Origin of the sequence: Streptomyces dryopteridis (assembly GCF_049606955.1) — a bacterium.
Classification (GTDB): domain Bacteria; phylum Actinomycetota; class Actinomycetes; order Streptomycetales; family Streptomycetaceae; genus Streptomyces.
In genome coordinates this window covers 2,573,843-2,596,493 of the sequence record NZ_CP187113.1, presented here as the reverse complement: position 1 = coordinate 2,596,493, position 22,651 = coordinate 2,573,843, and the positions used below count along the sequence as shown (strand labels likewise).

At 74.4% G+C, this 22,651-nt stretch carries 25 protein-coding genes; 20 read left to right on the top strand and 5 right to left on the bottom strand.

Annotation, left to right across the window (positions count from 1 at the left end; translation table 11 throughout):
• Positions 1 to 50: 50 nt before the first annotated feature.
• Both ACN20G_RS10935 and ACN20G_RS10930 read right to left on the bottom strand, forming a co-directional pair.
• Positions 51 to 1,073 carry a LacI family DNA-binding transcriptional regulator gene (locus ACN20G_RS10935; protein WP_424212554.1) on the bottom strand — a complete coding sequence of 341 codons (1,023 nt, stop codon included), beginning with the start codon at positions 1,071 to 1,073 and terminating at the stop codon, positions 51 to 53.
• A gap of 201 nt (positions 1,074 to 1,274) precedes the next feature.
• Positions 1,275 to 2,057 carry a response regulator transcription factor gene (locus ACN20G_RS10930; protein WP_424212553.1) on the bottom strand — a complete coding sequence of 261 codons (783 nt, stop codon included), beginning with the start codon at positions 2,055 to 2,057 and terminating at the stop codon, positions 1,275 to 1,277.
• A gap of 587 nt (positions 2,058 to 2,644) precedes the next feature.
• Here ACN20G_RS10930 and ACN20G_RS10925 point away from each other — a divergent pair.
• From ACN20G_RS10925 to ACN20G_RS10875, 11 genes are all read left to right on the top strand, one after another.
• The gene (locus tag ACN20G_RS10925) at positions 2,645 to 2,899 is read left to right on the top strand and encodes a MoaD/ThiS family protein (protein WP_424212552.1); all 255 of its coding nucleotides are present in this window, start codon (positions 2,645 to 2,647) and stop codon (positions 2,897 to 2,899) included.
• 10 nt (positions 2,900 to 2,909) lie between these two features.
• Complete coding sequence (locus ACN20G_RS10920; protein ID WP_424212551.1) at positions 2,910 to 5,030, top strand: hypothetical protein; 2,121 nt, start codon at positions 2,910 to 2,912, stop codon at positions 5,028 to 5,030.
• A gap of 44 nt (positions 5,031 to 5,074) precedes the next feature.
• Positions 5,075 to 5,767 carry a DUF2993 domain-containing protein gene (locus tag ACN20G_RS10915; protein ID WP_424212550.1) on the top strand — a complete coding sequence of 231 codons (693 nt, stop codon included), beginning with the start codon at positions 5,075 to 5,077 and terminating at the stop codon, positions 5,765 to 5,767.
• A gap of 525 nt (positions 5,768 to 6,292) precedes the next feature.
• Complete coding sequence (locus tag ACN20G_RS10910; RefSeq protein WP_424212549.1) at positions 6,293 to 7,132, top strand: sulfurtransferase; 840 nt, start codon at positions 6,293 to 6,295, stop codon at positions 7,130 to 7,132.
• Between the two features lie 108 nt (positions 7,133 to 7,240).
• The gene (locus ACN20G_RS10905) at positions 7,241 to 7,531 is read left to right on the top strand and encodes a DUF1416 domain-containing protein (protein WP_424212548.1); all 291 of its coding nucleotides are present in this window, start codon (positions 7,241 to 7,243) and stop codon (positions 7,529 to 7,531) included.
• 87 nt (positions 7,532 to 7,618) lie between these two features.
• Complete coding sequence (locus ACN20G_RS10900; RefSeq protein ID WP_424212547.1) at positions 7,619 to 7,960, top strand: DUF3099 domain-containing protein; 342 nt, start codon at positions 7,619 to 7,621, stop codon at positions 7,958 to 7,960.
• A gap of 102 nt (positions 7,961 to 8,062) precedes the next feature.
• Positions 8,063 to 8,593 (top strand): hypothetical protein, encoded by a 531-nt coding sequence (locus ACN20G_RS10895; RefSeq protein WP_424212546.1) that lies wholly within the window; start codon positions 8,063 to 8,065, stop codon positions 8,591 to 8,593.
• A complete protein-coding gene (locus tag ACN20G_RS10890) occupies positions 8,590 to 9,477 on the top strand; it encodes a hypothetical protein (protein ID WP_424212545.1) in 888 nt (295 codons plus the stop codon). Before ACN20G_RS10895 ends, ACN20G_RS10890 begins: the two co-directional genes overlap by 4 nt.
• Before the next feature lie 336 nt (positions 9,478 to 9,813).
• Positions 9,814 to 10,389 (top strand): FABP family protein, encoded by a 576-nt coding sequence (locus ACN20G_RS10885; protein ID WP_424212544.1) that lies wholly within the window; start codon positions 9,814 to 9,816, stop codon positions 10,387 to 10,389.
• Between the two features lie 81 nt (positions 10,390 to 10,470).
• Positions 10,471 to 10,956 carry a Fur family transcriptional regulator gene (locus ACN20G_RS10880; protein WP_424212543.1) on the top strand — a complete coding sequence of 162 codons (486 nt, stop codon included), beginning with the start codon at positions 10,471 to 10,473 and terminating at the stop codon, positions 10,954 to 10,956.
• Positions 10,957 to 10,977: 21 nt separating this feature from the next.
• Entirely contained in the window at positions 10,978 to 11,946 is a 969-nt protein-coding gene (locus ACN20G_RS10875; RefSeq protein ID WP_424212542.1) for a YgfZ/GcvT domain-containing protein, read from the top strand.
• A gap of 146 nt (positions 11,947 to 12,092) precedes the next feature.
• Here ACN20G_RS10875 and dtd read toward each other — a convergent pair whose 3' ends face one another.
• Positions 12,093 to 12,518 (bottom strand): D-aminoacyl-tRNA deacylase, encoded by a 426-nt coding sequence (gene dtd / locus ACN20G_RS10870; protein WP_424212541.1) that lies wholly within the window; start codon positions 12,516 to 12,518, stop codon positions 12,093 to 12,095.
• Between the two features lie 139 nt (positions 12,519 to 12,657).
• On the opposite strand from dtd, the gene ACN20G_RS10865 reads away from it, so the two are divergent.
• The 8 genes from ACN20G_RS10865 (at position 12,658) to ACN20G_RS10830 (ending at position 18,717) form a co-directional block, all read left to right on the top strand.
• Positions 12,658 to 13,188: an aerial mycelium formation protein gene (locus tag ACN20G_RS10865; RefSeq protein ID WP_424212540.1), complete on the top strand. Its 531-nt coding sequence runs from the start codon at positions 12,658 to 12,660 to the stop codon at positions 13,186 to 13,188.
• Positions 13,189 to 13,281: 93 nt separating this feature from the next.
• Positions 13,282 to 14,601 (top strand): GNAT family N-acetyltransferase, encoded by a 1,320-nt coding sequence (locus tag ACN20G_RS10860; RefSeq protein ID WP_424212539.1) that lies wholly within the window; start codon positions 13,282 to 13,284, stop codon positions 14,599 to 14,601.
• A 77-nt stretch (positions 14,602 to 14,678) separates the two neighbouring features.
• A complete protein-coding gene (locus ACN20G_RS10855; RefSeq protein WP_424212538.1) occupies positions 14,679 to 15,641 on the top strand; it encodes a sigma-70 family RNA polymerase sigma factor in 963 nt (320 codons plus the stop codon).
• Positions 15,642 to 15,646: 5 nt separating this feature from the next.
• Positions 15,647 to 16,432, top strand: coding sequence for a putative protein N(5)-glutamine methyltransferase (locus ACN20G_RS10850; RefSeq protein WP_424212537.1), 786 nt, complete (start codon positions 15,647 to 15,649; stop codon positions 16,430 to 16,432).
• A gap of 35 nt (positions 16,433 to 16,467) precedes the next feature.
• Entirely contained in the window at positions 16,468 to 17,061 is a 594-nt protein-coding gene (locus ACN20G_RS10845; protein ID WP_424212536.1) for a hypothetical protein, read from the top strand.
• A 94-nt stretch (positions 17,062 to 17,155) separates the two neighbouring features.
• Entirely contained in the window at positions 17,156 to 17,611 is a 456-nt protein-coding gene (locus ACN20G_RS10840; protein WP_424212535.1) for a helix-turn-helix domain-containing protein, read from the top strand.
• Positions 17,612 to 17,642: 31 nt separating this feature from the next.
• Positions 17,643 to 18,260 (top strand): hypothetical protein, encoded by a 618-nt coding sequence (locus ACN20G_RS10835; RefSeq protein ID WP_424212534.1) that lies wholly within the window; start codon positions 17,643 to 17,645, stop codon positions 18,258 to 18,260.
• Positions 18,261 to 18,378: 118 nt separating this feature from the next.
• Positions 18,379 to 18,717: a DUF2516 family protein gene (locus tag ACN20G_RS10830; protein ID WP_424212533.1), complete on the top strand. Its 339-nt coding sequence runs from the start codon at positions 18,379 to 18,381 to the stop codon at positions 18,715 to 18,717.
• 93 nt (positions 18,718 to 18,810) lie between these two features.
• On the opposite strand, the gene ACN20G_RS10825 is transcribed toward ACN20G_RS10830, so the two are convergent.
• Together ACN20G_RS10825 and ACN20G_RS10820 are read right to left on the bottom strand one after the other, a co-directional pair.
• On the bottom strand, positions 18,811 to 20,385 hold the full coding sequence (locus ACN20G_RS10825) for a PP2C family protein-serine/threonine phosphatase (protein WP_424212532.1): 1,575 nt from the start codon (positions 20,383 to 20,385) through the stop codon (positions 18,811 to 18,813).
• Between the two features lie 191 nt (positions 20,386 to 20,576).
• Entirely contained in the window at positions 20,577 to 21,227 is a 651-nt protein-coding gene (locus ACN20G_RS10820) for a hypothetical protein (RefSeq protein WP_424212531.1), read from the bottom strand.
• 286 nt (positions 21,228 to 21,513) lie between these two features.
• On the opposite strand from ACN20G_RS10820, the gene ACN20G_RS10815 reads away from it, so the two are divergent.
• Complete coding sequence (locus ACN20G_RS10815; protein ID WP_424212530.1) at positions 21,514 to 22,641, top strand: NlpC/P60 family protein; 1,128 nt, start codon at positions 21,514 to 21,516, stop codon at positions 22,639 to 22,641.
• Positions 22,642 to 22,651 lie beyond the last annotated feature (10 nt).

Below are 22,651 nucleotides of genomic sequence, written 5' to 3'. Positions count from 1 at the left end.
GAGGACCGCCGTGCGGGCCGAGGATCAGGGCCGAGGATCAGGGCCGGGGATCAGAGGCAGCCGCAGCTGCGGCGGACCACGAGGGCCGAGGGGAACTGCTTGAGGCGTTCGCGACGGGAGCCGGCGACGCGCAGGCCGTCGTCGAGGACCAGGTCCACGGCGGCGCGGGCCATCGCGGGCCGGTCGGAGGCGACGGTGGTGAGCGGCGGGTCCGTCAGGGCCGCTTCCTTGACGTCGTCGAAGCCCGCGACCGCGAGTTCGGTGGGCACGTCGATGCGCAGTTCGCGGGCGGCCCGGAGCACGCCGATGGCCTGGTCGTCGGTGGCGCAGAAGATCGCCGGCGGCCGGTCCGGGCCCGCGAGGACCTCCAGCGCCACCCGGTAGGCGTCGTAGCGGTTGTAGGGGGCCTCGAACAGCCGGCCCTCGATCGAGCGGCCCGACTCCAGCATGGCGCGGCGCCAGCCCTCCACGTGGTCGGCGACCGGGTCGCCCACGGAGGGGGTGTTCTCCACGCCGCCGATGCAGGCGACGTAGGGGTGGCCGTGTTCGAGGAGGTGGCGGGTGGCGAGCTGGGCCCCGCCGATGTCGTCCGTGACCACGGCCACGTCGTCGATGGCCTCGGGGCGTTCGTGGAGCAGGACCACGCGGGCGTCCCATGCCTCGATCTCCGAGGCCGCGCGCTCGCTCATGCCCTGGCTGACCAGGATCAGGCCGGAGACCCGCATGCCCAGGAAGGCGCGCAGGTAGTGGACCTCGCGCTCGTCCCGGTAGTCGGAGTTGCCGACCAGCACCATCTTGCCGCGCTCGGCCGCCGCCTGTTCGACCGCGTGCGCCATCTCCGCGAAGAAGGGCTGCCGGGCGTCCGGGACGATCATGCCTATGAGGTCGGTGCGGCGTGAGGCCATCGCCTGGGCCACCCGGTCCGGCCGGTACCCCAGTTCCTTGATCGCGGCGAGGACACGCTCGCGCGTGGCCGGTGCGACCGGCCGGGGTCCGTTGTTGATCACGTAGCTCACGACGGCGGTGGAGGTCCCCGCAAGTCGTGCCACGTCGTCCCGCGTCACCTTGGCCACGGGCCGCAGTCTACGCGGGGTGACCCGTTCCCGGGCAGGCCCTTTCGTTCCGGGCCGGGGTTCCGGTTTCCCCCGGACGGTCGAACCGCGCGGGGGACCGGGCTGATGTTTCACGTGAAACGACGATCGGTGCGGGCGCCGTTTCACGTGAAACGGCGTTCCGCACCGATCGAGCGCGTCGATCCGCGGGCGCGGTGGGGCTCAGGCGCGGCCGGGGCCGGAGCGGGTGGGGCGTCCGCCGGCGGCGGCCTCGGCCTCGGCCACCACCTCGGCGGCGGCCTTCGAACGCGCCTCCTCGGCGGCCCGTTCCACCTTCTCCGGCACCACGAAGCGGTAGCCCACGTTGCGCACCGTCCCGATCAGGGACTCGTGCTCGGGCCCGAGCTTGGCCCGCAGCCGACGCACGTGCACGTCGACCGTCCGGGTGCCGCCGAAGTAGTCGTATCCCCAGACCTCCTGGAGGAGCTGGGCCCGGGTGAACACGCGTCCGGGGTGTTGCGCGAGGTACTTCAGGAGCTCGAACTCCTTGAAGGTGAGGTCCAGCACCCGCCCCTTGAGCCGGGCGGAGTAGGTGGCCTCGTCCACCGAGAGATCACCGTTGCGGATCTCCATCGGGGAGTCGTCGGCGTCGAGCCGGCGCCGGCCGGTGGCCAGCCGCAGCCGGGCCTCGACCTCGGCCGGACCGGCGGTGTCGAGGAGCACGTCGTCGATGCCCCAGTCGGCGGTGACGGCGGCGAGTCCGCCCTCGGTCACCACGAGGATCAGCGGGCAGCCCGGCCCGGTCGAGCGCAGGAGCTGACACAGGGAACGGACCTGGGGGAGGTCGCGACGGCCGTCGATCAGGATGACGTCGGCACCGGGGGTGTCCACGAGGGCGGGTCCCTCGGCCGGGGCCACCCGCACGCTGTGCAGGAGCAGCCCGAGGGCGGGCAGTACCTCGGTGGAGGGCTGGAGGGCGTTGGTCAGCAGCAGCAGGGAACTCATCGCCGACCACCTGCCCGGGTCCGTTCCTCGTACTCGGTGGTTCGTTTGCCGGCTGTGCCCATCACGTCGGTTCCTCCTCGGTCCCGTCGAGGACGTGCTGTGTGTGAATTCGGTGGTCCGGTCCGGCCCGAACCCCCGCGCCTTGGGGCCCGGCGGACACGTTTCCGCTGGAGCTTGTGCCGTGCCGCTCGTGTCCCTGTCGTGCGTGCGCGTTGTTCCGCTGGTGTTCAACGTTCCGAAAGCACAAAAGGACCCGGGGGCCACGATGCCCGGATCCTCTGCCCAGCAGAATAGCCCACGGGCCCCCGCCCGGCCGAGGCCGTTCACCACCCCGATTCTGTGGTCCGCGCCACCCCGGGACGGGCCCCGACCCCAGGTCGGAGTCACGGAATGCCCCGTTTCACCGGATCGATGGACGGGTTTCGGGCCGGGTGGGCGCACGAACGGCGCGCGGAGGCACACCGGTGTCCGGGGCGCGAGGCGTCATCATGGACCGCGACGGTGGGCAGCCGTGCGAACGGCGCGAGAACGGCCCACGACCACGGCACGGGCGCGCACGACGCGGGGTGCCGACGAAAGGAGCTGCAGTGGCAGCGGGAACCATCCGCTACTGGGCCGCCGCGAAGGCCGCGGCCGGCACGGCGGAGGAGCCGTACGCGGCGACCACCCTGGCCGAGGCCCTCGACGCGGTGCGCCTGGCGCACCCCGGGGAGCTGACCCGGGTGCTGCAACGCTGCTCGTTCCTCGTGGACGAACAGCCCGTGGGCACGCGCGAGCACGCGACCGTGACCCTGACCGACGGCGGCAGCATCGAAGTGCTGCCCCCGTTCGCGGGCGGGTGACGCGGACACCGTGAGCAACCAACCACCGGAACGCCGTCCCGGACACCCCGAATCCGGCGAGCCGGGCCCCGCCCCGGACCCGTACTCCACGCAGACCTGGCAGTCGGACACGTGGGACACGAGCTACCAGCCCGTGCAGCCCCCCGTCGACCGCGCCGACCGTCGGGCGCCCGGCGCGCACCCGGCGCCCGCCGGCGCGACGGCCGACTTCCCCGACGACTGGTTCCGCGAGCCCGCGCCCGGCCCCGCGACGCCCCCGCCCGGACCGGCGACCCCGCCGCCGCACGTGCCGCAGGGGCCGGTCACCGGCCAGGGCGCCTGGGGCGCCCCGATCGCCCGGCCGAACCCCGTCCCGCCCGTGACGCCCCCGCCGCCCGTGATGTCCCCGCCGCCCGCGCCGGCCGTCGCGCCGGAGCCCGGGCCGGTCGTGCCCGACGCCTGGTTCCGGCCCGAGCCGGAGGCCGCGCCGGCCGCGCCCGGCCCCTGGCCCACCGGCCCGGGGCCCCTGCCGCAGCAGCCGGCGGCGCCCCGGCAGGCCCACGAGCCGCCGCGCCACGGCCGCCCCGCGCAGCAGCCCCCCGTCGCGCCCCCGGGTCCGGCGGCGGAGGCCCACACCGCCTACCTCCCGCCGGTGCCGGCGGCCGAGGCCGCCGGCTCGTACCCGCCGCCCGTGCGCGACGAGGGCCCGGCGCCGAGGCACGCGGCGGAGGCGCAGACCTCGTACCTCCCGCCGGTGCGCGACGGTCTGCCCCCGCAGGCCCCGGCGGAGGCGCAGACCTCCTACCTGCCCCCGTACCGCGAGCCCGGCGCCCCGCAGGCCCCGGGGGCCGGCGCCGAGGCGCACACGGCCTACCTGCCGCCGGTGCGCGACGAGGGCCCGCAGCCCCGGCACGCGGCCGCCGAGGCACAGACCTCGTACCTCCCGCCCGTGCGTGACGACGGCCCGCAGCCCCGACACGCGGCGGAGGCGCAGACCTCGTACCTCCCGCCCGTGCGCGACGGTCTGGCCCCGGGGGCCGGCGCCGAGGCGCACACGGCCTACCTGCCGCCCGTGCGTGACGACGGCCCGCAGCCCCGGCACGCGGCCGAGGCGGCCACCTCGTACCTGCCGCCCGTGCGCGACGGTCTGCCCCCGCAGGCCCCGGCCGAGGCGCAGACCTCGTACCTCCCGCCCGTCCGCGAGGCCGGCGCCCCCGGTGTCGGCGGGCCGGGTCAGGACGTGCCGACGGCGCACCTGCGCGCCGTGCGTCCCGACACCGAGGACCCGCGACGGGTGCCGGGCGTACCGGGCGTACCGGGTGTGCCGGGCGTGCCCGGGGTGCCGGGCGGCGCCGACGGCGAGTACTCGACGCCGACCCTGGCGGGTGCCACCCGGATAAAGGATCCCGCGCAGGCCCGCGCCGCCGGGCGCTCGCCGATCATCGACCCCGGCCCGCAGTCGGCGCTGGTGACGGCCGCCCTGGGCGCCCTGATGGCCGTGGCCGCGGCCCTGGGCCAGTGGGCGCTGGTGGTGCCGCTGGTGCTGTTGCAGGCGCTGACGGCGGCCGGCTGGTTCCGGTTGAACGGCATGTGGCCGGCGCGCCAGGGCATCGCCCTGGCCTTCCTCGGCGGCCTGGTCGCCGACGTGGCCGTGTTCGCGGCCCCCGAGGACTTCGGGCCGGGCGCGATCATCGGCACGCTCGGCGCCTGGGTGCTGCTGACCCTCGTGCTCCAGTTGCGCAGCCGGGCCGAACCGGACGAGCGGATGTACGGGCTGACCGCCTCGGTGGCCTCCGCCGCGTTCACGATCCTGGCCGCCGGCTGGCTGGTCGCGGACCGGCCGGTCGCGGTGGTCGGAACCGCGGCCGTGGCCGTGGCCGTCTTCGCCCGTGCGCTCCCGTTGCCCACACCCGCCTCGCTGGGTGTGTCGGTGGTGGCGGCGACGGGGGCCGGCATCGCGCTCGGCGGACTGACGACGGTGGGAGTGGGCGGCGCCCTGGTGGGCCTGGTCGCGGGCGTGTGCGCCCTGGTCGGGCTGCGGGTGGCGGCGTACGACTTCCCGTCGAAGTTCGTCCACATGACCGCCGGGGTGGCGCTGCCGCTGGCCTTCGCCGCTCCCGCCGTCCACATGATCGGGCGCGTGATCAACTAGCGGGGAACGATCATGTCCGTCCCGTCCCTCTGGGGGTCCGAACCATGCGGTTCCTTCGTACGTTGCTGATCGTCGGCCTGATCCTGGCCGGCCTGTTCGTCGGGGCGGACCGCTGGGCGGTCTCCTACGCCGAGGACGAACTCGCCGGGCGAATACAGGCCCGGGGGCAGACGACGGGGACCGAGGTGGAGATCGCCGGATTCCCGTTCCTCACCCAGGTCGCCGGCCGCGACCTGGACGAGGTGCGGATCCGGATGGACGGGATCTCGGCCGGCGCCGAGGGGCGCCGGCTGCGGGTGGCGGAGCTGACGGCCGTCCTGCGCGACGTGACCCTCAACGAGGGCTACGACGGCGGGACGGCCGCGACGGCCGAGGGCAGTGGGCTGATCGACTACGCGGCCCTCACCGAGGCATCCGACCAGGGCGTCACCGTGACCTACGGCGGCGAGCCCGGCAAGGTGAAGGTGACCGCCGGGGTGACCGTGCTCGGCAAGAAGGTCACGCGCAGCGTCATCTCCACGGTGAGCCTGGTGGACGGCAAGACCGTGCGGGTGCGGGCGGACGAGGTGCCGGGGGAGGGCATCCCGGGGCTCGAACGGCTGGTGCGCGGCAAGACGGACTTCGAGCGGCCGGTGGCGGCCGCACTGCCGGGCGGGCTGAAGCTGAGCGGCCTGACGGCGGAGCCGGACGGTGTCCGGCTCACGGTCGGCGGCACGAACGTCCCGCTGACCGGCTGAGCCGGGGCGGGTGGCACGGGCCGGGACGCGGGGCGTCCCGGCCCTTTTCGTGGCCGAAACCGGCGGGTGCGTGGCCCCCGGTCGACCCCGTTGCCCACATCCTGAGACGGTCGGGTCCGGGCCCTGGGAATCCGCGCCGGCCACCCACCCCCGAAGGCCCCCGTCAGGGCGCCCGCACCCCCTTGGTGTCCCGTCATGCGGACGATTCGGTCTCAATATTCGATACAACGGTGACAGGGCGGCCGAAACCTCCCTACGATCCATACCCATGAAGCGAATGCAGGCGGACCTCACGAAGCGGCGGGCAGTAGACCTGTGTCGCGTCGCCGCCATGCTCTGTCGCTAGCGCGACGGTTCGTCGCCGCCGGCCCCATCGCCGCGGTCGGCCCCGACCCGCACCCCGCCGGCCCCGCGCCGTGCCGCGCGATCGCACCCTCCCGTCCCCACGCCTCCCCGCGCCGGACCCGAGCGCCGATCGCGCCACCAGCTCCAATCCCGCCGAACACTGCCCCGGAGGAGAACACCATGAGCCGCAGCGACGTCCTCGTCGACGCCGACTGGGTCGAGGCCCACCTGAACGACCCGAAGGTCGTCATCGTCGAGGTGGACGAGGACACGTCCGCCTACGACAAGAACCACATCACCAACGCGATCCGGATCGACTGGAAGCAGGACCTCCAGGACCCGATCCGCCGCGACTTCGTGGACCAGGAGGGCTTCGAGAAGCTCCTCTCCGCCAAGGGCATCGGCAACGACGACACGGTCGTCCTCTACGGCGGCAACAACAACTGGTTCGCGTCCTACGCCTACTGGTACTTCAAGCTCTACGGCCACCAGGACGTCCGCCTCCTCGACGGCGGCCGCAAGAAGTGGGAGCTCGACTCCCGCGACCTCGTCGCCGAGGTCCCGCAGCGCGCGACCACCGAGTACAAGGCCAAGGCCCAGGACACCGCCATCCGCGCCTTCCGCGACGACGTCGTGGCCGCGATCGGCTCCAAGAACCTGGTCGACGTCCGCTCCCCCGACGAGTTCAGCGGCAAGCTGCTCGCCCCGGCCCACCTCCCGCAGGAGCAGTCGCAGCGCCCCGGCCACGTGCCGAGCGCCCGCAACATCCCGTGGTCGAAGAACGCCAACGACGACGGCACCTTCAAGTCCGACGAGGAGCTGACCGCCCTGTACGAGCAGGAGCGGGTCGACCTCGCGAAGGACACCATCGCCTACTGCCGCATCGGCGAGCGCTCCGCCCTGACCTGGTTCGTCCTGCACGAGCTGCTCGGCCAGGAGAACGTCAAGAACTACGACGGTTCCTGGACCGAGTACGGCTCGCTCGTCGGCGTGCCGATCGAGCTCGGCCCGGCCAAGTAGTCCGACCGCGTGTCGTCGCCGGCCCCGCGCGCGAACCGGGGCCGGCCCGCACCACCCCCGAACCACCACCAGCGAGACCGCTGAAATCTCCAGGACAGGACAGAGCACATGTGTGGAGCACAGATCGGCGGCCCCGACGTCTCGACCCTCAAGCCGGGTGAGACCGCGATCCAGGGCCAGGTGACCCGGGACGGCGAGCCCGTCACCGGTTACGTCCGGCTGCTGGACGCCGGCGGCGACTTCACCGCCGAGGTCCCGACCTCGGCGACCGGGCAGTTCCGCTTCTACGCCGCCGAGGGCGAGTGGACGCTGCGCGCCCTCGTCCCCGGCGCCACGGCCGACCGCAAGGTCGTCGTGACCGAGGCCGGCGGCCTGACCGACGTGGCCATCGCCGTCTGAGACGTCGCGGACGTCGGAAACACGAGCACGACACGTCCGCGCGGGCACGCGGACGCCTGAACGGCCGAAGGGCCGCACCCCCGGGGGTTGGACGCCACCGGGAAGGGGGTGCGGCCCTTCGCGCCGTATCCCGCCGGGCGCCGGCGGCCTACCCTGGAAGACATGTACGCACGGCGGCGTCGCGTCTACTTCCTGCTCATGGGCAGCTGCCTGTTCCTGTTCGTCTCCGCCTGGTCCTGGGTGCGGCTGCTGTCCGTGCCGGCGGCCGTCGCGCTCTGCGTGGTCGCCATGGTGATCCCCCCGATCGCCGCCATCGTCGCCAACCGCCGGGGCCCCGAGGACCGCTGGTGGGACGACCCCTCCGGCGACGAGACCTCGGACCAGTGGTGGGACGAACTCGACGGCAAACCCCGCAAACGGGACGACTGACCGGCCGTGACCGAGTCTTGACCTCCCTCTCCACAACCCCTTTCGCCCCACGGATGTCCAGGTGTCACGCGCGCGCCACCTCGCGCGCCCGATCACCGTCCTGTGGGGGGACAGGGCTACGGACTGGACCGGGAGGCGGACGGGCGGGCCGCCTCCCGTATGTGGACCGGCAACCTGTCCGGTGAGGGCACGGGGCTCGGCGTCACACTGCCCGGAGGGCTCGACGGCCTGCTCCTGCGCAAGGCGTTCAAGGGCGCCGCGAGCCGCTCCTACCGGCACGATCAGAGCGCGCTCCCCGCGGAGCTCACCCTCCTTCGCGCCGACCCGGACCTGCTCCACGCCATGATGCGCGACGCCGGGGCGGACGGACGGGAGATCACCTGGAAGACGCGCAACCCCGAACTGACCTGCCGGGTGGACGAGGGGCAGGAGGAGGGGGCGGTGCACGGCGTGTTCTGCTGGGCCGTCCTCGACGACGTGCTGGTGTACGGCGTGGTCATGGGCCCGGCGGTGATGTTCCCGCAGCCCGAGGATCCGCCGGGCCTGCACCAAGCGGTGCAGTACGCGACCGAACTGTTCGACCTGCAGGTGGACCGGGTCAAGAACCGGCAGGGCAAGGGGGAGAAGGCATGACCACGACATCGGGATCCGAGGGTTCCCGCACGGAGCCGATCGAGCCGATCGAGCCGGCCGGGACGCCGGGGGTGGCCGAGCGGGGCGGGCCGGGGGACGTCGGGCCCGGGGGCCCCATCGCACCGGCACCGCGCGGGTCGTGGGCGCGGCGGCTCGGGGCCCTGGCCCTGTTCGCCGTGGTCGCCGCCGGAGTCGGGGTGACCGTGGCCCGGGTCGATCCGGCCTCGCTGCCCGGGTTCCCCGTGCCCTCCGACGGCCGCTGGGCCTATCCGACGCAGGTGCGGCCCGAGGTGCCGCCCGGCAGGCCGCTGCCGTTCGCCGCCGACAACCCGGACGGCCTGCACCACGCCGACCTCGCCGGCCTCCTGCTCACCCCGCCCGCCGGTTCCCGCCCCGACGCCGACCTGGGCACGGACGCGCGCTCCCGGCTCACCCGGGAAAGGTTCCTCGCCGGGCTGGAGCCCACGGCGGCCGGTGTCCTGGGCCGGTCCCTGGTCGACGAGCGGCTGCGCGAGATCGCGGCCCGGGGCTGGACCATGCCGGACGGCACCGGGATGCGCGTGCACCTGCTGCGGTTCTCGGCCTCCGACGGAGGGGAGCGGGCCCACGCCTGCGGCGAGAACACCGTGGTCCGGGGGGCCCGCCGGCTGGAGGCGGACCCGGACTGGGCCCCCGGCGGCGAGGTCGGGGCCCCGCCCCTGGACTGGCTCCGGACCGTGACCGCCCTGCGGGAGGAACCGGCCGGCGGGCCGGTGTCGGTGCGGGTCGGGTGCGCCCGGGCGGGGGACGTGGTGGCGGTGCTGGTGGAGCGGCGCCCGGGGGCCGCGGTCGCGGCCACGCCCCTGTACCAGTCGCTGATCCTGCAACGGCAGCTGCTGGACTGACCGGGCCCCGGGCGGCCCCGGGCGGCGGGGCGTGCTCGTGGCGGTGTCGGGCGCGGGTCGGGCGCGGGGGGTACGGCGCACCTCACAGAGTGCGTTCGGCCTCGGGCCGATAGGCTGGGGCCCGGCCCCCAGGGCCGCCCACCATCGACCCCTCCGAGGAGCACCCCGTGCTTGAGGCATTCTTCACCTCCCTGCTGGTCCTGGTCTGCGTCGGCGTCCTCGCCTTCACCGGCCTGGCCGTGAAGAAGCTGTACCAGGGTCAGCGCTGATTCGGCGCCGACCGCCCCGGAATTCCTCCCACCCCTTCCGTCGCACAGATCGCCTGAGCAGCCACCCATGATCCAGATCCCGTCCGACCTGAACCCGGACCTCGTCCCCCTCGCCTTCCTCCTCGGCACCTGGGAGGGCGCGGGCGTCTTCGACTTCCCCGGTGACGAGAAGTGCAACTTCGGCCAGGAGGTCGTCTTCTCGCACGACGGCCGGGACTTCCTGGAGTACCACTCGCGCACCTGGGTCCTCGACCCCGAGGGCAACAAGGTCCGCCCGCTGGAGACCGAGTCCGGTTACTGGCGCATCGACAAGGACCGCAAGGTCGAGGTCGTCATGGTCCGCGACCAGGGCGTCGTGGAGATCTGGTACGGCGAGCTGGCCGACAAGAAGCCGCAGATCGACCTGACCACGGACGCGGTGGCCCGCACCGCCGCCTCCGGCCCGTACAACGGCGGCAAGCGCCTGTACGGCTACGTCAAGGGCGACCTGATGTGGGTGGGCGAGAAGGCGACCCCGCAGGTCGAGCTCCGTCCGTACATGTCCGCGCAGCTGAAGAAGGTCGTCACCCCGGAGGAGGTCGCGGAGATGGCCCGCAACCTGCCCGACGACGCCCCGGACGACGGCATCGCCTTCTTCCGCTGAGCCGACACCGCCGAGAGGTCGCGCGAAAAGGGGTCCCGGACACACCCGTCCGGGGCCCCTTCCCGCGTCTACACTGGCCTCGTGGTGAGCACCGACTGGAAGAGCGATCTGAGGCGCCGGGGTTACCGGCTGACGCCGCAGCGCCAGCTCGTGCTGGAAGCCGTGGACGTGCTGGAACACGCGACGCCGGACGACATCCTCTGCGAGGTCCGCAAGACGGCCGCCGGCGTGAACATCTCCACCGTCTACCGGACGCTGGAACTGCTGGAGGAACTGGGGCTCGTCTCCCACGCCCACCTCGGGCACGGCGCCCCCACCTACCACCTCGCCGACCGGCACCACCACCTGCACCTGGTGTGCCGGGACTGCACGGAGGTCATCGAGGCCGAGGCCGAGGTCGCCGCCGGGTTCATCGACACCCTCCGGACCGGGTTCGGTTTCGAGACCGACATGAAGCACTTCGCGATCTTCGGCCGCTGCCGGTCCTGCGCCGCCTCGGCCGCTGCCGCCGCCTCCGCCGTGCCCCCCGCGACCCCGCCGACCGAAGGGCCTGGGAGCGGCGCCTGAGCGGGTCGTAGGCTTGGGGACATGACCAGCCCTTTGCTGAATCTCCCCGGCGCCGTCGCCGCCGAAGGCCGTGACGAGGGCGTCGCCGCCCACTACGGAGAGCTGTACGGAGAACAGCGAGCCCTCGCCGACGGGCGGGGCCTCGTGGACCTCTCGCACCGCGGTGTGATCGCCGTCTCCGGCTCCGACCGGCTGAGCTGGCTCCACCTCCTGCTCACCCAGCACGTCACCGACCTCGCCCCGCACCTGGCCACCGACGCGCTCATCCTCTCCGCCAACGGCCACATCGAGCACGCCCTCTACCTCGTGGACGACGGCGAGACGGTCTGGGCCCACGTGGAACCCGGCACCCAGGAGTCCCTGCTCGGCTACCTGGAGTCGATGAAGTTCTTCTACCGCGTCGAGATCGAGGACCGGACGGAGGGCTTCGCCGTGGTCCACCTCCCGGCCGGCTCCACCACCGAGACCCCCGACGGGGTCGTGGTCCGCGAGACCGCCCACGGCCGCGACCTCTTCCTGCCCCGCGCCGACCTGGAGACCTTCGCCGGCAAGCACGGACCCGTCGCGGGCCTGCTCGCGTACGAGGCCCTGCGCGTCGAGCAGCACCGGCCCCGGCTGGGCCTGGAGACCGACCACCGCACCATTCCGCACGAGCTGGGCCTGATCGGCTCCGCCGTGCACCTGCAGAAGGGCTGCTACCGGGGCCAGGAGACGGTCGCGCGCGTCCACAACCTGGGGAAGCCGCCGCGCCGGCTGGTCTTCCTGCACCTGGACGGCTCCGAGGTGCTGCTCCCCGCGCACGGCGCCCCGGTCCGGCTGGCCGCCGACGGGCCCGAGGGCCGGGCCCTGGGCTTCGTCACCACCGCCGTCCGCCACCACGAGCTGGGCCCGATCGCCCTGGCCCTGGTGAAGCGCAACGTGCCGGTGGACGCCCCGCTGGTGGTCGGCGAGGGCACGGCGGCGGCCCAGGAGGTCGTCGTCGCCCCCTGACCGGCGGCTCCGGGACGGGAAGGGGCGGGCTGTTTCACGTGAAACAGCCCGCCCCGCCGCTGTTTCACGTGAAACACGGTTCGCCGGGACAGGTGTTCTGATCCCCGCCCGGTCCGCACGCGGATCACCGGCGGTTCAGCGGCGGATCAGACCTCGACGAGGACCGTGAACGGGCCGTGGTTGGTCAGCGAGACCCGCATGTCCGCCCCGAACCGACCCGTCTCCACCTTCGCGCCCAACTCCCGCAACCGCTCCACCACCTCGTCCACGAGGGGTTCCGCGACCTCGCCCGGCGCGGCCGCGTTCCACGTGGGCCGGCGGCCCTTGCGTGCGTCGCCGTAGAGCGTGAACTGGCTGATCACCAGCAGTGGCGCCCCGGTGTCGCTACAGGACTTCTCGTCCTGAAGGATCCGCACCGACCACAGTTTCCGGGCCAGTTGGGCCGCCTTCTCGGGGGTGTCGTCGTGGGTCACGCCCACCAGCACGCACAATCCCTCCCCGACGATCTCGCCCACGGTCTCGCCGCCGACGACCACCGAGGCCCCGTCCACTCTCTGCACCACTGCTCGCATCCCTCCTGTGTACCAGGCGTGACCCCGGTGAGGGCCGATCGGGTGGTGCGGACCTGCGTCCGCGGTCGTGGGAGTGGCACGATGCACGCAGGCGGTGCCGCCGGACCCGCACCGCATCGTCGAGGGGACGGACACGACCATGCACACTTCGGGAACCGACACCCCGCCCGACACCTCCCGTGCCGCGCTGCACCGCCTCGCCCTGCCCGAACTCCGCGCCCTGCGCCGCGACGCCCAGCGCGACGAGGCCGACCTCAGCTACGTGCGCCGCCTCCTGCACGGCCGGATCGACATCCTGCGCGCCGAACTGGAGGGCCGGGCGGACCCGTTGTCCGGTGGCGCACACGTGGCCCGACCGGCCCGGCTCTCCGAGATCCTCGCCGACGCCCCGTCCCGCCGCAGCGCCTCCGCCCGACACGTCACCCTGGGCACCCCGCAGAGCGAGGCCATGCGCACCCTCGCCGCAGAGATGCTCTCCGACGTGGAACTCTCCGACCTCGGGGCGCGCACCGACGCCGAACTCCACGCCGCCATGGGCCGGCTCGCGGGCTACGAGCAGGAGGTCTCGGGCCGCCGACAACGACTCCAGCGCACCGCCGACGACTGCGGGGCCGAGATCACCCGCCGCTACCGGGAGGGCGAGGCCCAGGTGGACGACCTGCTCGCCTGAGCCGGGCGCCCGGGCGGGGCAGGGCAGGGCGGGCCGGGTGGCGTGGGGATATTCGGGTGACGCCTCCGGTGGGCCCGCCTAGCGTGGGACGGTATGACCGCCTCGCACCCCGCCCCCACGCCCGCCCCGGTCCCCGCCGCCCCGGAGATCCGCACCCTCGTCGAACACGAACTGCCGGCCTGGCTGACGGCCCTGAACACCGGCTTCCAGATGCGGCCCACGGTCACCGACTCCGACGTGGCCCAGCGCGCCAAGCAGGACGACCTCACCCGTGACCAGGGCGCCTGGGACCCGGTGACGGGCCGGATAGTCGCCACCTTCCGCAGTTTCACCCAGGAACTCACCGTCCCCGGCGGGGCCCGGATCACCTCCTCGGCGATCTCCAACGTCACCGTGCACTCCACGCACCGCCGGCGCGGCCTGCTGAGCCGCATGATGGCCGCCGAGCTCGCCGCCGCCCGGGAGCGGGGCGACGCCGTCGCCACGCTGATCGCCGCCGAGCACCCCATCTACGGGCGGTACGGCTTCGGCCCGGCCACCTCCCTCGTCGACTGGGAGGTGGACGTCCACCGCACCGGACTGGACCGCAGCAGGCCCGCGGCCACGGAACCCGGCGCCCGGATCGACCTCGTGGACCCGGCGGAGGTCCGCCGGGTGGGGCCGGAACTGCACGAGCGGCTGCGCGCGGTGACCCCCGGCGCGGTCAACCGCGACGCCCGCTGGTGGGACCTGGCCACCGGCGTCCAGGAGATGTCCTTCCGCCCGTACCCGCACCCCTTCTTCGCCGTCTACACCGGCCCGGACGGCCGCGTGGACGGCCTCGTCTCCTACACGGTCGGCGACACCTGGTCCGACGCGAAGATGCCCGGCAACACCCTGACCGTCCGCGACCTGATCGCGCTCACCCCGGGGGCCGAGCGCGGCCTGTGGCACCACCTGTGCACGATGGACTGGATCGGCGCGGTCCGCACCGGCAGCCGCGCCCCCGACGACCTGCTGCCCGATCTGCTGCCCGACCCGCGCGCGGCCCGCACCGTCACGGCCGCCGACGGCCTGTGGCTGCGGGTCCTCGACGTGCCGGCGGCCCTGTCGGCGCGCACGTACGCCGCGGCCGGGACCCTCGTGCTGACCGTGACGGACGCCGCCGGCATCGCGCACGGCACCTGGCGCCTGGAGGTCCCGGAGGCGGGCGGGCGCGGCACCTGCGTGCCCGTGGCGCCCGGGGAGGAAGAGGAGGCCGGGGCGGGGCTGCGCCTGGACGTGTCCGAGCTGAGCGCCCGCTACCTGGGCGAGGGCTCGTTCACGCGCGCGGTCGCGCTGGGCCGGGTCGAGGAACTCCGGCCGGGCGCCGCGGCCTGGGCCGACCTCGCGTTCCGCACGGCCCGCCGGCCCTGGTGCCCGGACATGTTCTGATCCCTGTCACATTCGGCTCGCGCGGAACGTCACAGGGGTGAGAACGTCGGCCTCGGCACGCACACACGGGGGAACGCATGGGCACGGATCGCACGGAGCACACCGACCGCACGGGGCGGGACCGGGAATTCCTCGCGGACCGCTTCGAGGAGCACCGCGGACACCTGCGCGCCGTCGCCTACCGGATGCTCGGCTCCCTCGCCGAGGCCGACGACGCGGTACAGGAGGCGTGGCTGCGCCTGGACCGCTCGGACACCGAGGACGTGGCCAACCTGGGCGGCTGGCTGACCACCGTGGTCGGCCGGGTCTGCCTGGACCAGCTGCGGAGTCGGACCCGGCGCGCCGAGCGGGCCTGGCCCGAGGCCGATCTCGGCCCGGCCGGCTCCGACACCGGCCCGCTGGGGCCCGAGCCCCTGCTGTCCGGGCCGCACGGGATCGAGCCCGAGCAGCAGGCGCTGCTCGCGGACTCGGTCGGCCTCGCGCTGCTCGTCGTGCTGGAGCAGTTGGCGCCGGCGGAACGACTGGCCTTCGTGCTGCACGACATGTTCGCCGTGCCCTTCGAGGAGATCGCCCCCATCGTGGACCGCACCCCGGCTGCCACCCGGCAGCTCGCGAGCCGGGCCCGCCGCCGGGTGCGGGGCGGGGCGCCGGAGCCGGACGGGGACGTACGCACCCAGCGGGAGGCCGTCGAGGCGTTCCTGGCCGCTGCCCGGGACGGGGACTTCGCGCGGCTGCTCACGGTCCTGGACCCCGAGGTGGTGCTGCGGGTGGACCTGGGCGCGGCGGCCGGCGGGCTCACCCCGCCGCTGGTGGGCGCCGAGCCGGTGGCGCGTCAGGCCCTGACCTTCGCGGCGATGGCCCCGTTCGCGGTGCCGGCGCTGGTCGGCGGGTTGCCGGGGGCGGTGAACCTGCCGCCGGGCGCGAGCGCCCCGGTCTCCGTCATGGGGGTGACCGTGCGCGGCGGACGTATCGTCACCATCGACATCCTGGCCGACCCCGAGCGGCTGAGCAGGTTCGACATCACCGTGTTGGAGGACTGAGAACCGTGACTCCGCCCCCGCCCCCGCCCGCCGGGTCCCTCGTCGACCGGCTGCGCGCCGCAGGTTGCGTGTTCGCCGAGGAGGAGGCCGACATCCTGGTGTCGGTGGCCCGGGACGACGGGGAGCTGTCCGAGATGCTGGCCCGTCGGGTCGCGGGGGAGCCGCTGGAGCACGTGGTCGGGCACGCCGAGTTCGACGGCCTGCGGGTGACGGTCGGGCCCGGGGCGTTCGTGCCGCGCCGCCGCAGCGAGTTCCTCGCCGCCGAGGCCGCCGGCCTGGTGCGGGCCGGGCACGTGGTGGTGGACCTGTGCTGCGGGGTGGGGGCGCTGGGCGCGGCGGTGGCCCGGCGCGCGGGGGTGCCCGTGGAGCTGCACGTGGCGGACCTCTCGCCGATCGCGCTGGTGTACGCCCGGCGCAACGTGTCCCCCTACGGCGGGCGGGTGCACCGGGGCGACCTGTTCGGGGCGCTGCCGACGGAGCTGCGGGGGCGGGTGGACGTGCTGGTCGTGAACGCGCCGTACGTGCCCACCGGCGAGATCGGGCTGCTGCCGCCGGAGGCCCGGGAGCACGAGCCGCTCGCGGCCCTGGACGGGGGGCCGGACGGGCTGGCGCACCACCGGGCGATCGCGGCGGCGGCCCCCGCCTGGCTGGCGCCGGGCGGGGCGCTGCTGATCGAGACGAGCGGGGCGCAGGCGGCGGGCACGGTCGCGGCGTGCGAGGCGGCGGGCCTGCGGTGCGAGGTCCGCGAGCACGAGCCCCTGGACGCCACGGTGGTCCTCGCCCGGGCCTGACGCACGGGCTCGGCGCACGGCCCGGAGGAGAGAAGTTGATCACGGAGTACCAGCGGCGGCTGCGCGAGCGTTACCTCGCCGCCGGGGTCACGGCGGCCCCGGAGCCGTGGCGGCCGGTGCCGGAGTACCGGACCCCGGTCGGGGGGCTGCTCGGCATCGGCTTCGGCGTCCATCCCGCCAGCGGGCACGACCTCGTCATGGTCGTGTCCGGGGCGGGCCACGGACTCTTCGACGCGGTCACCGGCGAGAGGATCGCCCGCGAGCGGCATCCGGACCCCGACACGGCCACCCCGGACACGTCGCCGGAGCTCACCTGCCCCGGGCTCGGCCCGATCGCGGGGGTGCCGGTGCGCGTCGCCGGGCTCTTCGGCGGCGGCCTGCACAGCACCACGCCCGACGGCTGGACCCTGGACGTCGTCAGCCCCGAGTGGCCGCACGACCGGGTCCTGCTCTCGGCCGACGGCGGGGCCCACGAGGGGCCGGCGGGAGGGACCTGGTGGCACGTCTTCCACTCCGAGCGCTCGGAGCTCCGCGCGGCCGGGTTCTCCCCCTCCGGCCTGACCCTGGCGGTTGCCACCAGCAGCGACCTGACCCTCTGGACCCGCCCGGAGCTCGACTTCGGCGACTGACCGGGGGCGGGCCGGTCGCTCCGCCGCTCCGTCCGTGCGTGCGCTTGCAAGCAGGGTGCTTGCAGAAGTTAGCGGAGTCGGGCAGGATCGGGGCATGGCATCGCTCAACGTCGGGAATCTCGGCGAGTACCTGCGCGAGCAGCGTCGTCAGGCGCGGCTCTCGTTGCGGCAGCTGTCCGAGGCGGCCGGGGTGTCCAATCCGTACCTCAGCCAGATCGAGCGCGGACTGCGCAAGCCGAGCGCGGAGATCCTCCAGCAGCTCGCCAAGGCCCTGCGGATCTCCGCCGAGACCCTGTACGTGCAGGCCGGGATCCTGGACGCCGAGCGCGACCGGGACGAGGTCGAGACGCGGGCGGCGATCCTCGCGGACCCGTCGATCGACGAGGGGCAGAAGAAGGTGCTCCTCCAGATCTACGAGTCGTTCCGCAAGGAGAACGCCGCCGAGGCAGCGGACGCGGCCCCCGCGACCCCCGAGGCGATGCCCGCGAACGGCAGCACAGGCAGTACCGGCGTCGACGACGCCGACAAGACGACCGCACGTGACCAGTGACCAGTGATCTGTGATCCGGGAGGACCAGAAGATGGCCATCGCCGATGACCTGAAGAAGACCCTCACCGACCCCACCCCCCTCTACTTCGCCGCCGGCACCGCCGAGCTCGCGGCCCGCCAGGCCCGCAAGGTGCCCGGTCTGATCGAGCAGCTGCGGGCCGAGGCGCCCGGCCGCATCGAGGCCGTCCGCAACACCGACCCCAAGGTGGTGCAGGAGCGGGCCAAGGCGGCGGGCGACGTCGTGAGCGCGAAGGTCGCCGAGGTCCTGGGCGCGCTGGAGCCCGACCTGCGCAAGCTGGGCGAGACCGCGCAGGACCTGGCGCTGCGCGGGGTCGGCGTGGCCGCCGAGTACGCGGTGCGGGCCAAGGAGACCTACGACCGGGTGGCCGAGCAGGGCGAGCAGGCCGTGCGCACCTGGCGGGGCGAGGTCGTCGACGAGATCGTGGAGATCGCCGAGGTCGTCGAGCCGGACCCGGTCCCCGTGACCGAGCCCGCGCCCGAGCCTGCGGTCGCGTCCGCCGAGGACGTCGAGGGCGCCGAGGACGGCGAGAAGCCCGCCGCGAAGAAGCCGGCCGCGCGCCGTGCGGGTGCCAAGAAGACGGCGGCCGAGCCGGTCGCCGAAGGGGCCGGTTCCGGCCAGGAGTCCTGAGCCGGCGGATCGGCCCGGGCGGCGTGCCGTTGCCGGGGCCGATCCGCGGGTACTTTGGGAGTGGCGAGAAACGTCCGCGAGAGTCGATGGACGCGAATGACGGGAGGCGAACGACCGGATGCTGATCGAGGGTTTCAACAATGTCCTCGCCCTGCTGGGGCTCGGCTTGCTGGTGTTCGCGGCGGTGGCCTTCGTGTTCGCGGCCACGGCCCGGGAGGACGCCTACCGCGCGGCGGACAAGAAGACGAAGACCTTCTGGCTGGTGCTGCTCGGCGTCACGGTGGTCGTGAACCTGCTCCTGCCGATGATCTTCCTTCAGGTCGCCGGCCTGATCGCGACCATCGTGTTCATGGTGGACGTGCGGCCCGCGCTCAAGCAGGTCTCGGGCGGCGGCCGACCGGGTCGGCGCGGCAGCAGCAGTGACGGCCCCTACGGCCCCTACAACGGCGGGCGCTGACCCGCCCGGCGCCGAGCGGCCCCACCACGTGCGCTCCCGCGGCCCGCCTCCCCTTCCGGGAGGCGGGCCGCGGTGCCGTGTCCGGCCGGCGGCTCAGCGCACGCCGCGCTCCAGCAGCACCACGGCCACGTCGTCCGTCAGCTCGCCGCCGTTGAGCCGGCGGGCCTCGGTCACGGCGGCCTCCAGGAGCCGGTCGCCCCGGTGCCCGTCGCCGAGGTGCCGGTTGATCATGTCGACCATGCCGTCCTGCCCGAGCCGTTCCCGGCCCCGCCCGATGCGGCCCTCGATCAGGCCGTCCGTGTAGAGCATCAGGCTCCACTCCCCGCCGAGCTGCACCTGACGGCGCGGCCAGCGGGCCCGGGGCAGCAGGCCGAGGGCGGGGCCGCTGTTCTCGTACGGCAGCAGTCGGGCCGGCTCGCCGGGGCGGGTCACCAGCGGCGCCGGATGGCCGGCCAGGCAGAGGCCGGCGCTGCGGCCGTCGGGGGAGATGTCCACGGTGCACAGGGTCGCGAAGATCTCGTCCCCGGGTCTCTCCACCTCCAGCACCTCCTGGAGGGTGGACAGCAGGTCGTCGCCGCAGAGCCCGGCCAGGGTGAGGGCGCGCCAGGCGATCCGCAGTTCCACGCCGAGCGCGGCCTCGTCGGGGCCGTGGCCGGAGACGTCGCCGATCATGGCGTGCACGGTGCCGTCGGGGGTGCGCACGGCGTCGTAGAAGTCCCCGCCGAGCAGGGCGCGGCTGCGTCCGGGCCGGTAGCGGGCGGCGAACCGCAGGTCGGAGCCTTCGAGCAGGGGGGTGGGGAGCAGGCCGCGTTCGAGGCGGGCGTTCTCTTGGGCGCGCAGTCGGGATTCGGCCAGTTTGTACTGGGCGATGTCGGCGCGTTTGCGGGCGACGGCGTAGCGGATGGCGCGGCCGAGGACGCGGCCGTCGAGTTCGTCGCGGTGCAGGAAGTCCTGGGCGCCGAAGCGGACGGCCTCGGCGGCGCGTCGGGTGTCGGCGTCGGAGGTGAGCACGAGCACGGCGTGCTCGGGGGCGAGCCGCAGCACGTGGCGCAGCACGGCCGGGCCTTGGCGCGGGCCCGTCCCCGGCTCCGTCCCCGGTTCCGGCGCGGGTTCGGGGGCGAACACGGCGAGGGGGGCGGCCTCGGGCTCGGTGGGCGGGGGGTGGGGCAGGTCGAGGTCGAGCAGGACGCAGTGCACCTCGGGAGTGAGCAGGCGGGCGGCCTCGGTGAGGTTGCGGGCGGTGCGGATCCGGATGCGCACGCCGTCGGCGCCGAGGATCTCGGGCACGGTCAGGCCGCCGACCGGGTCGTCCTCCAGCACGAGGAGGGTGAGGACGGAGTCGGGGGAGGGCAGCGGGTCGGTGCCGGTGTGCGCGGTGATCCCGACCGGACGGGGCACCGGGACGGTCGCGGGCGCGGGCGGCGCAGCGTCCGCGGGCGCGGGCGGGCGCGCGGGCGCCGGCACCGTTGTCAGCGGGCCGGAGGCGGGGCCCGGGGGCTGCTGCTCGGTCGTGATCGTGGCGGTCTCGTGTGTGCTCATGGCGGGTATCGGCTCCGGCTCCGGCTCCGCCGAAAGGGGGCCAGTGGGGGTCATGGGCGGCGGGGTGGTGCCTGCCGGGCCGCTCGCGGCGGCCGGGGTCTCCCTGGGCCGCGGTACGGGTGCGGGCATCGTCTCCGGTTCCTTCCCTCGCCGCTCGACCCTAGCGGCAGGTTCCGGCGGGGGGAACGGTGTGATCTCCCGGGGGCGGTGGCATATGCCGTCAAGGCGGCGAAAACACCACCGGGGCAGATGAGATGTGTCACGACTCCGGGGCCGGAGTCCGGGTGTCGAGACGGCCGGGGGGCTCGGATCCGGCCGGCTCAGGCCGCGCAGGAACCGTTCGGCAGCGGCCCCAGGGGATAGGTCCGGACCAGGTCCCCGATCTGGCCGCCGAAACACGGGCCGGATTCGGGGACGCGGACCTCGAAGAGGAGGTCCGCGATGTGGTGGGGGCGCACGTCCTGATCGCGGAGCTCGTAGCCGAGGCCGCGCAGGAAGGCGCGCAGTCGGCCGGCGTCGCGCACGTCCACGGGTTCGGGGGCGTCGATCACGGCGCGCAGTACGCGGTGCGCGTGGGCGGCGGCCCGGCACTGGGAGGCGGGGTCGAGACCGAGGCGGGTCGGTTCCCCGGCGAGGGGGCCGGGGATCGGGGCGAATTTCCGGAAGGGGGAGGCGCCGGGGTCGGGGTAGCGCACGCCGGGCGGGCAGAGGGCGGCGATCTCGGGGAACCGGGCGTCGTGCCGGGCGAGCGCGTCGGCGGCGGGCGTGGGCGCGGGGGAGGCGGTGGGGCTCGGCTTCGGGGTGATCGGCACCCAACTCACCGGCCGGGGACCCTCGGTGCGGGTGGTGGTGCTCGTGGTGCAGGCGGTGAGGGTGAGGGCGAGGAGGGCGCCGCCGGCGGCGAGGAACGCGGTGACGGCGGGGCGGCGGGGGCGGGTGGTGCGGGCGGTGCGGGCGCTGCGGGAGGGCACGGTCGGACTCCTCGACGGGGCGCGGGCGGAGGGCGGTCGGGGCGATGGTCGCTCAGGCGCGCCCCACTCCGCATGAGTACGGGGACTCAAACCGGGCCGGGTCGGGTCCCGCTCGATGGGGTGAACGTGAACGAAGGGGGAACAGTGGTTCGCCCGAGGGCCGTTGTCGCCTGCGAAGGGTGTCGAAATCGGATGAGCCGTGACACCATCCCCGGGGTGACCGGATGTTACTGACGGATAGTCAGAAGTGATGGCCTTGCGGCTCATGGGGGAGTTGGGGGGATCGATGACGGACGTACGGAGTGACGTACGACGGGAAGCACGGCGGGACGCGCGACCGCGGGGACGCGGGCGGGCGCTCGCGACGGCGGCGGTGGCGCTCGCGGCGACGGCGATACTCCTCGCCCCCGACGCCCTGGCCGCGCCGGCCCCACCCCCGACACCCGCGCCCTCGGCCTCGCCCGGGGCGAGCACCCCCCGCGCCCTCGAAGAGGTGCGCCAGGAGATCGAACGCCTCTACCGCGAGGCCGGGTCGGCCACGGACGCGTACAACCTCGCCGTGTCCGAGACCACGGAACAGTCCAAGCAGCTCGTCTCCGTCACCAAGCGGGTCGAGGAGGGCCGGCAGCGACTGGCCACCCTCAAGAACCGGGTGGGGGCGGCGGCCCGGGCCCAGTACCGCTCCGGGGGGCTTCCGCCCGAGGCCCGGCTGGCGATGAGCGGTGACCCGAACCACTTCCTCGACAGCTCCGCCCGACTGCGCCAGGGCGAGCAGGCCACGGCCGGGGCCCTCCTCGAACTCGGCCGCACCCAGACCGACCTGGAGCAGTACGCGCGGGACGCGAGCGCGGTCTGGCAGCGGATGGAGGCCAACCGCGTCACGCGGGAGAAGCGGAAGAAGGAGATAGAGGAGAAGATCAAGGCGGCGGAGCTGCTGGAGAGCCGCCTCTCGGCGGAGGAGAAGGCCCGGCTGCTGAGGCTGGAGGCGGAGGCCCAGGCCCGGGCCCAGGCCGGCTGGCTGAACACCGGGGTGCTCAACGGGGCCGTGAACTCCGGAGAGGTCGGCGAGGGCGCCCGCGAGGCGATCGCCTACGCGACGGCGCAGCTCGGCAAGCCGTACGTGTGGGGGGCGCAGGGCCCGGACTCCTTCGACTGCTCCGGCCTGACCCTCCAGGCATGGCGGGCCGGGGGCCGCGCGATACCGCGCACCTCCCAGGAGCAGCTGCGCCTGCCGAGGGTGGCGCCCAAGGACATGCGCCCGGGCGACCTGATCGTCTACTTCGACGACGCGAGCCACGTCGCCCTCTACATCGGCGACGGCAAGATGATCCACTCCCCGAAGCCGGGCCGCACCGTCACGATCGCGGGGGCCGGTTCGATGCCCATCAAGGCGATCGTCAGACCCGACGCCTGAGCGGCGGCCG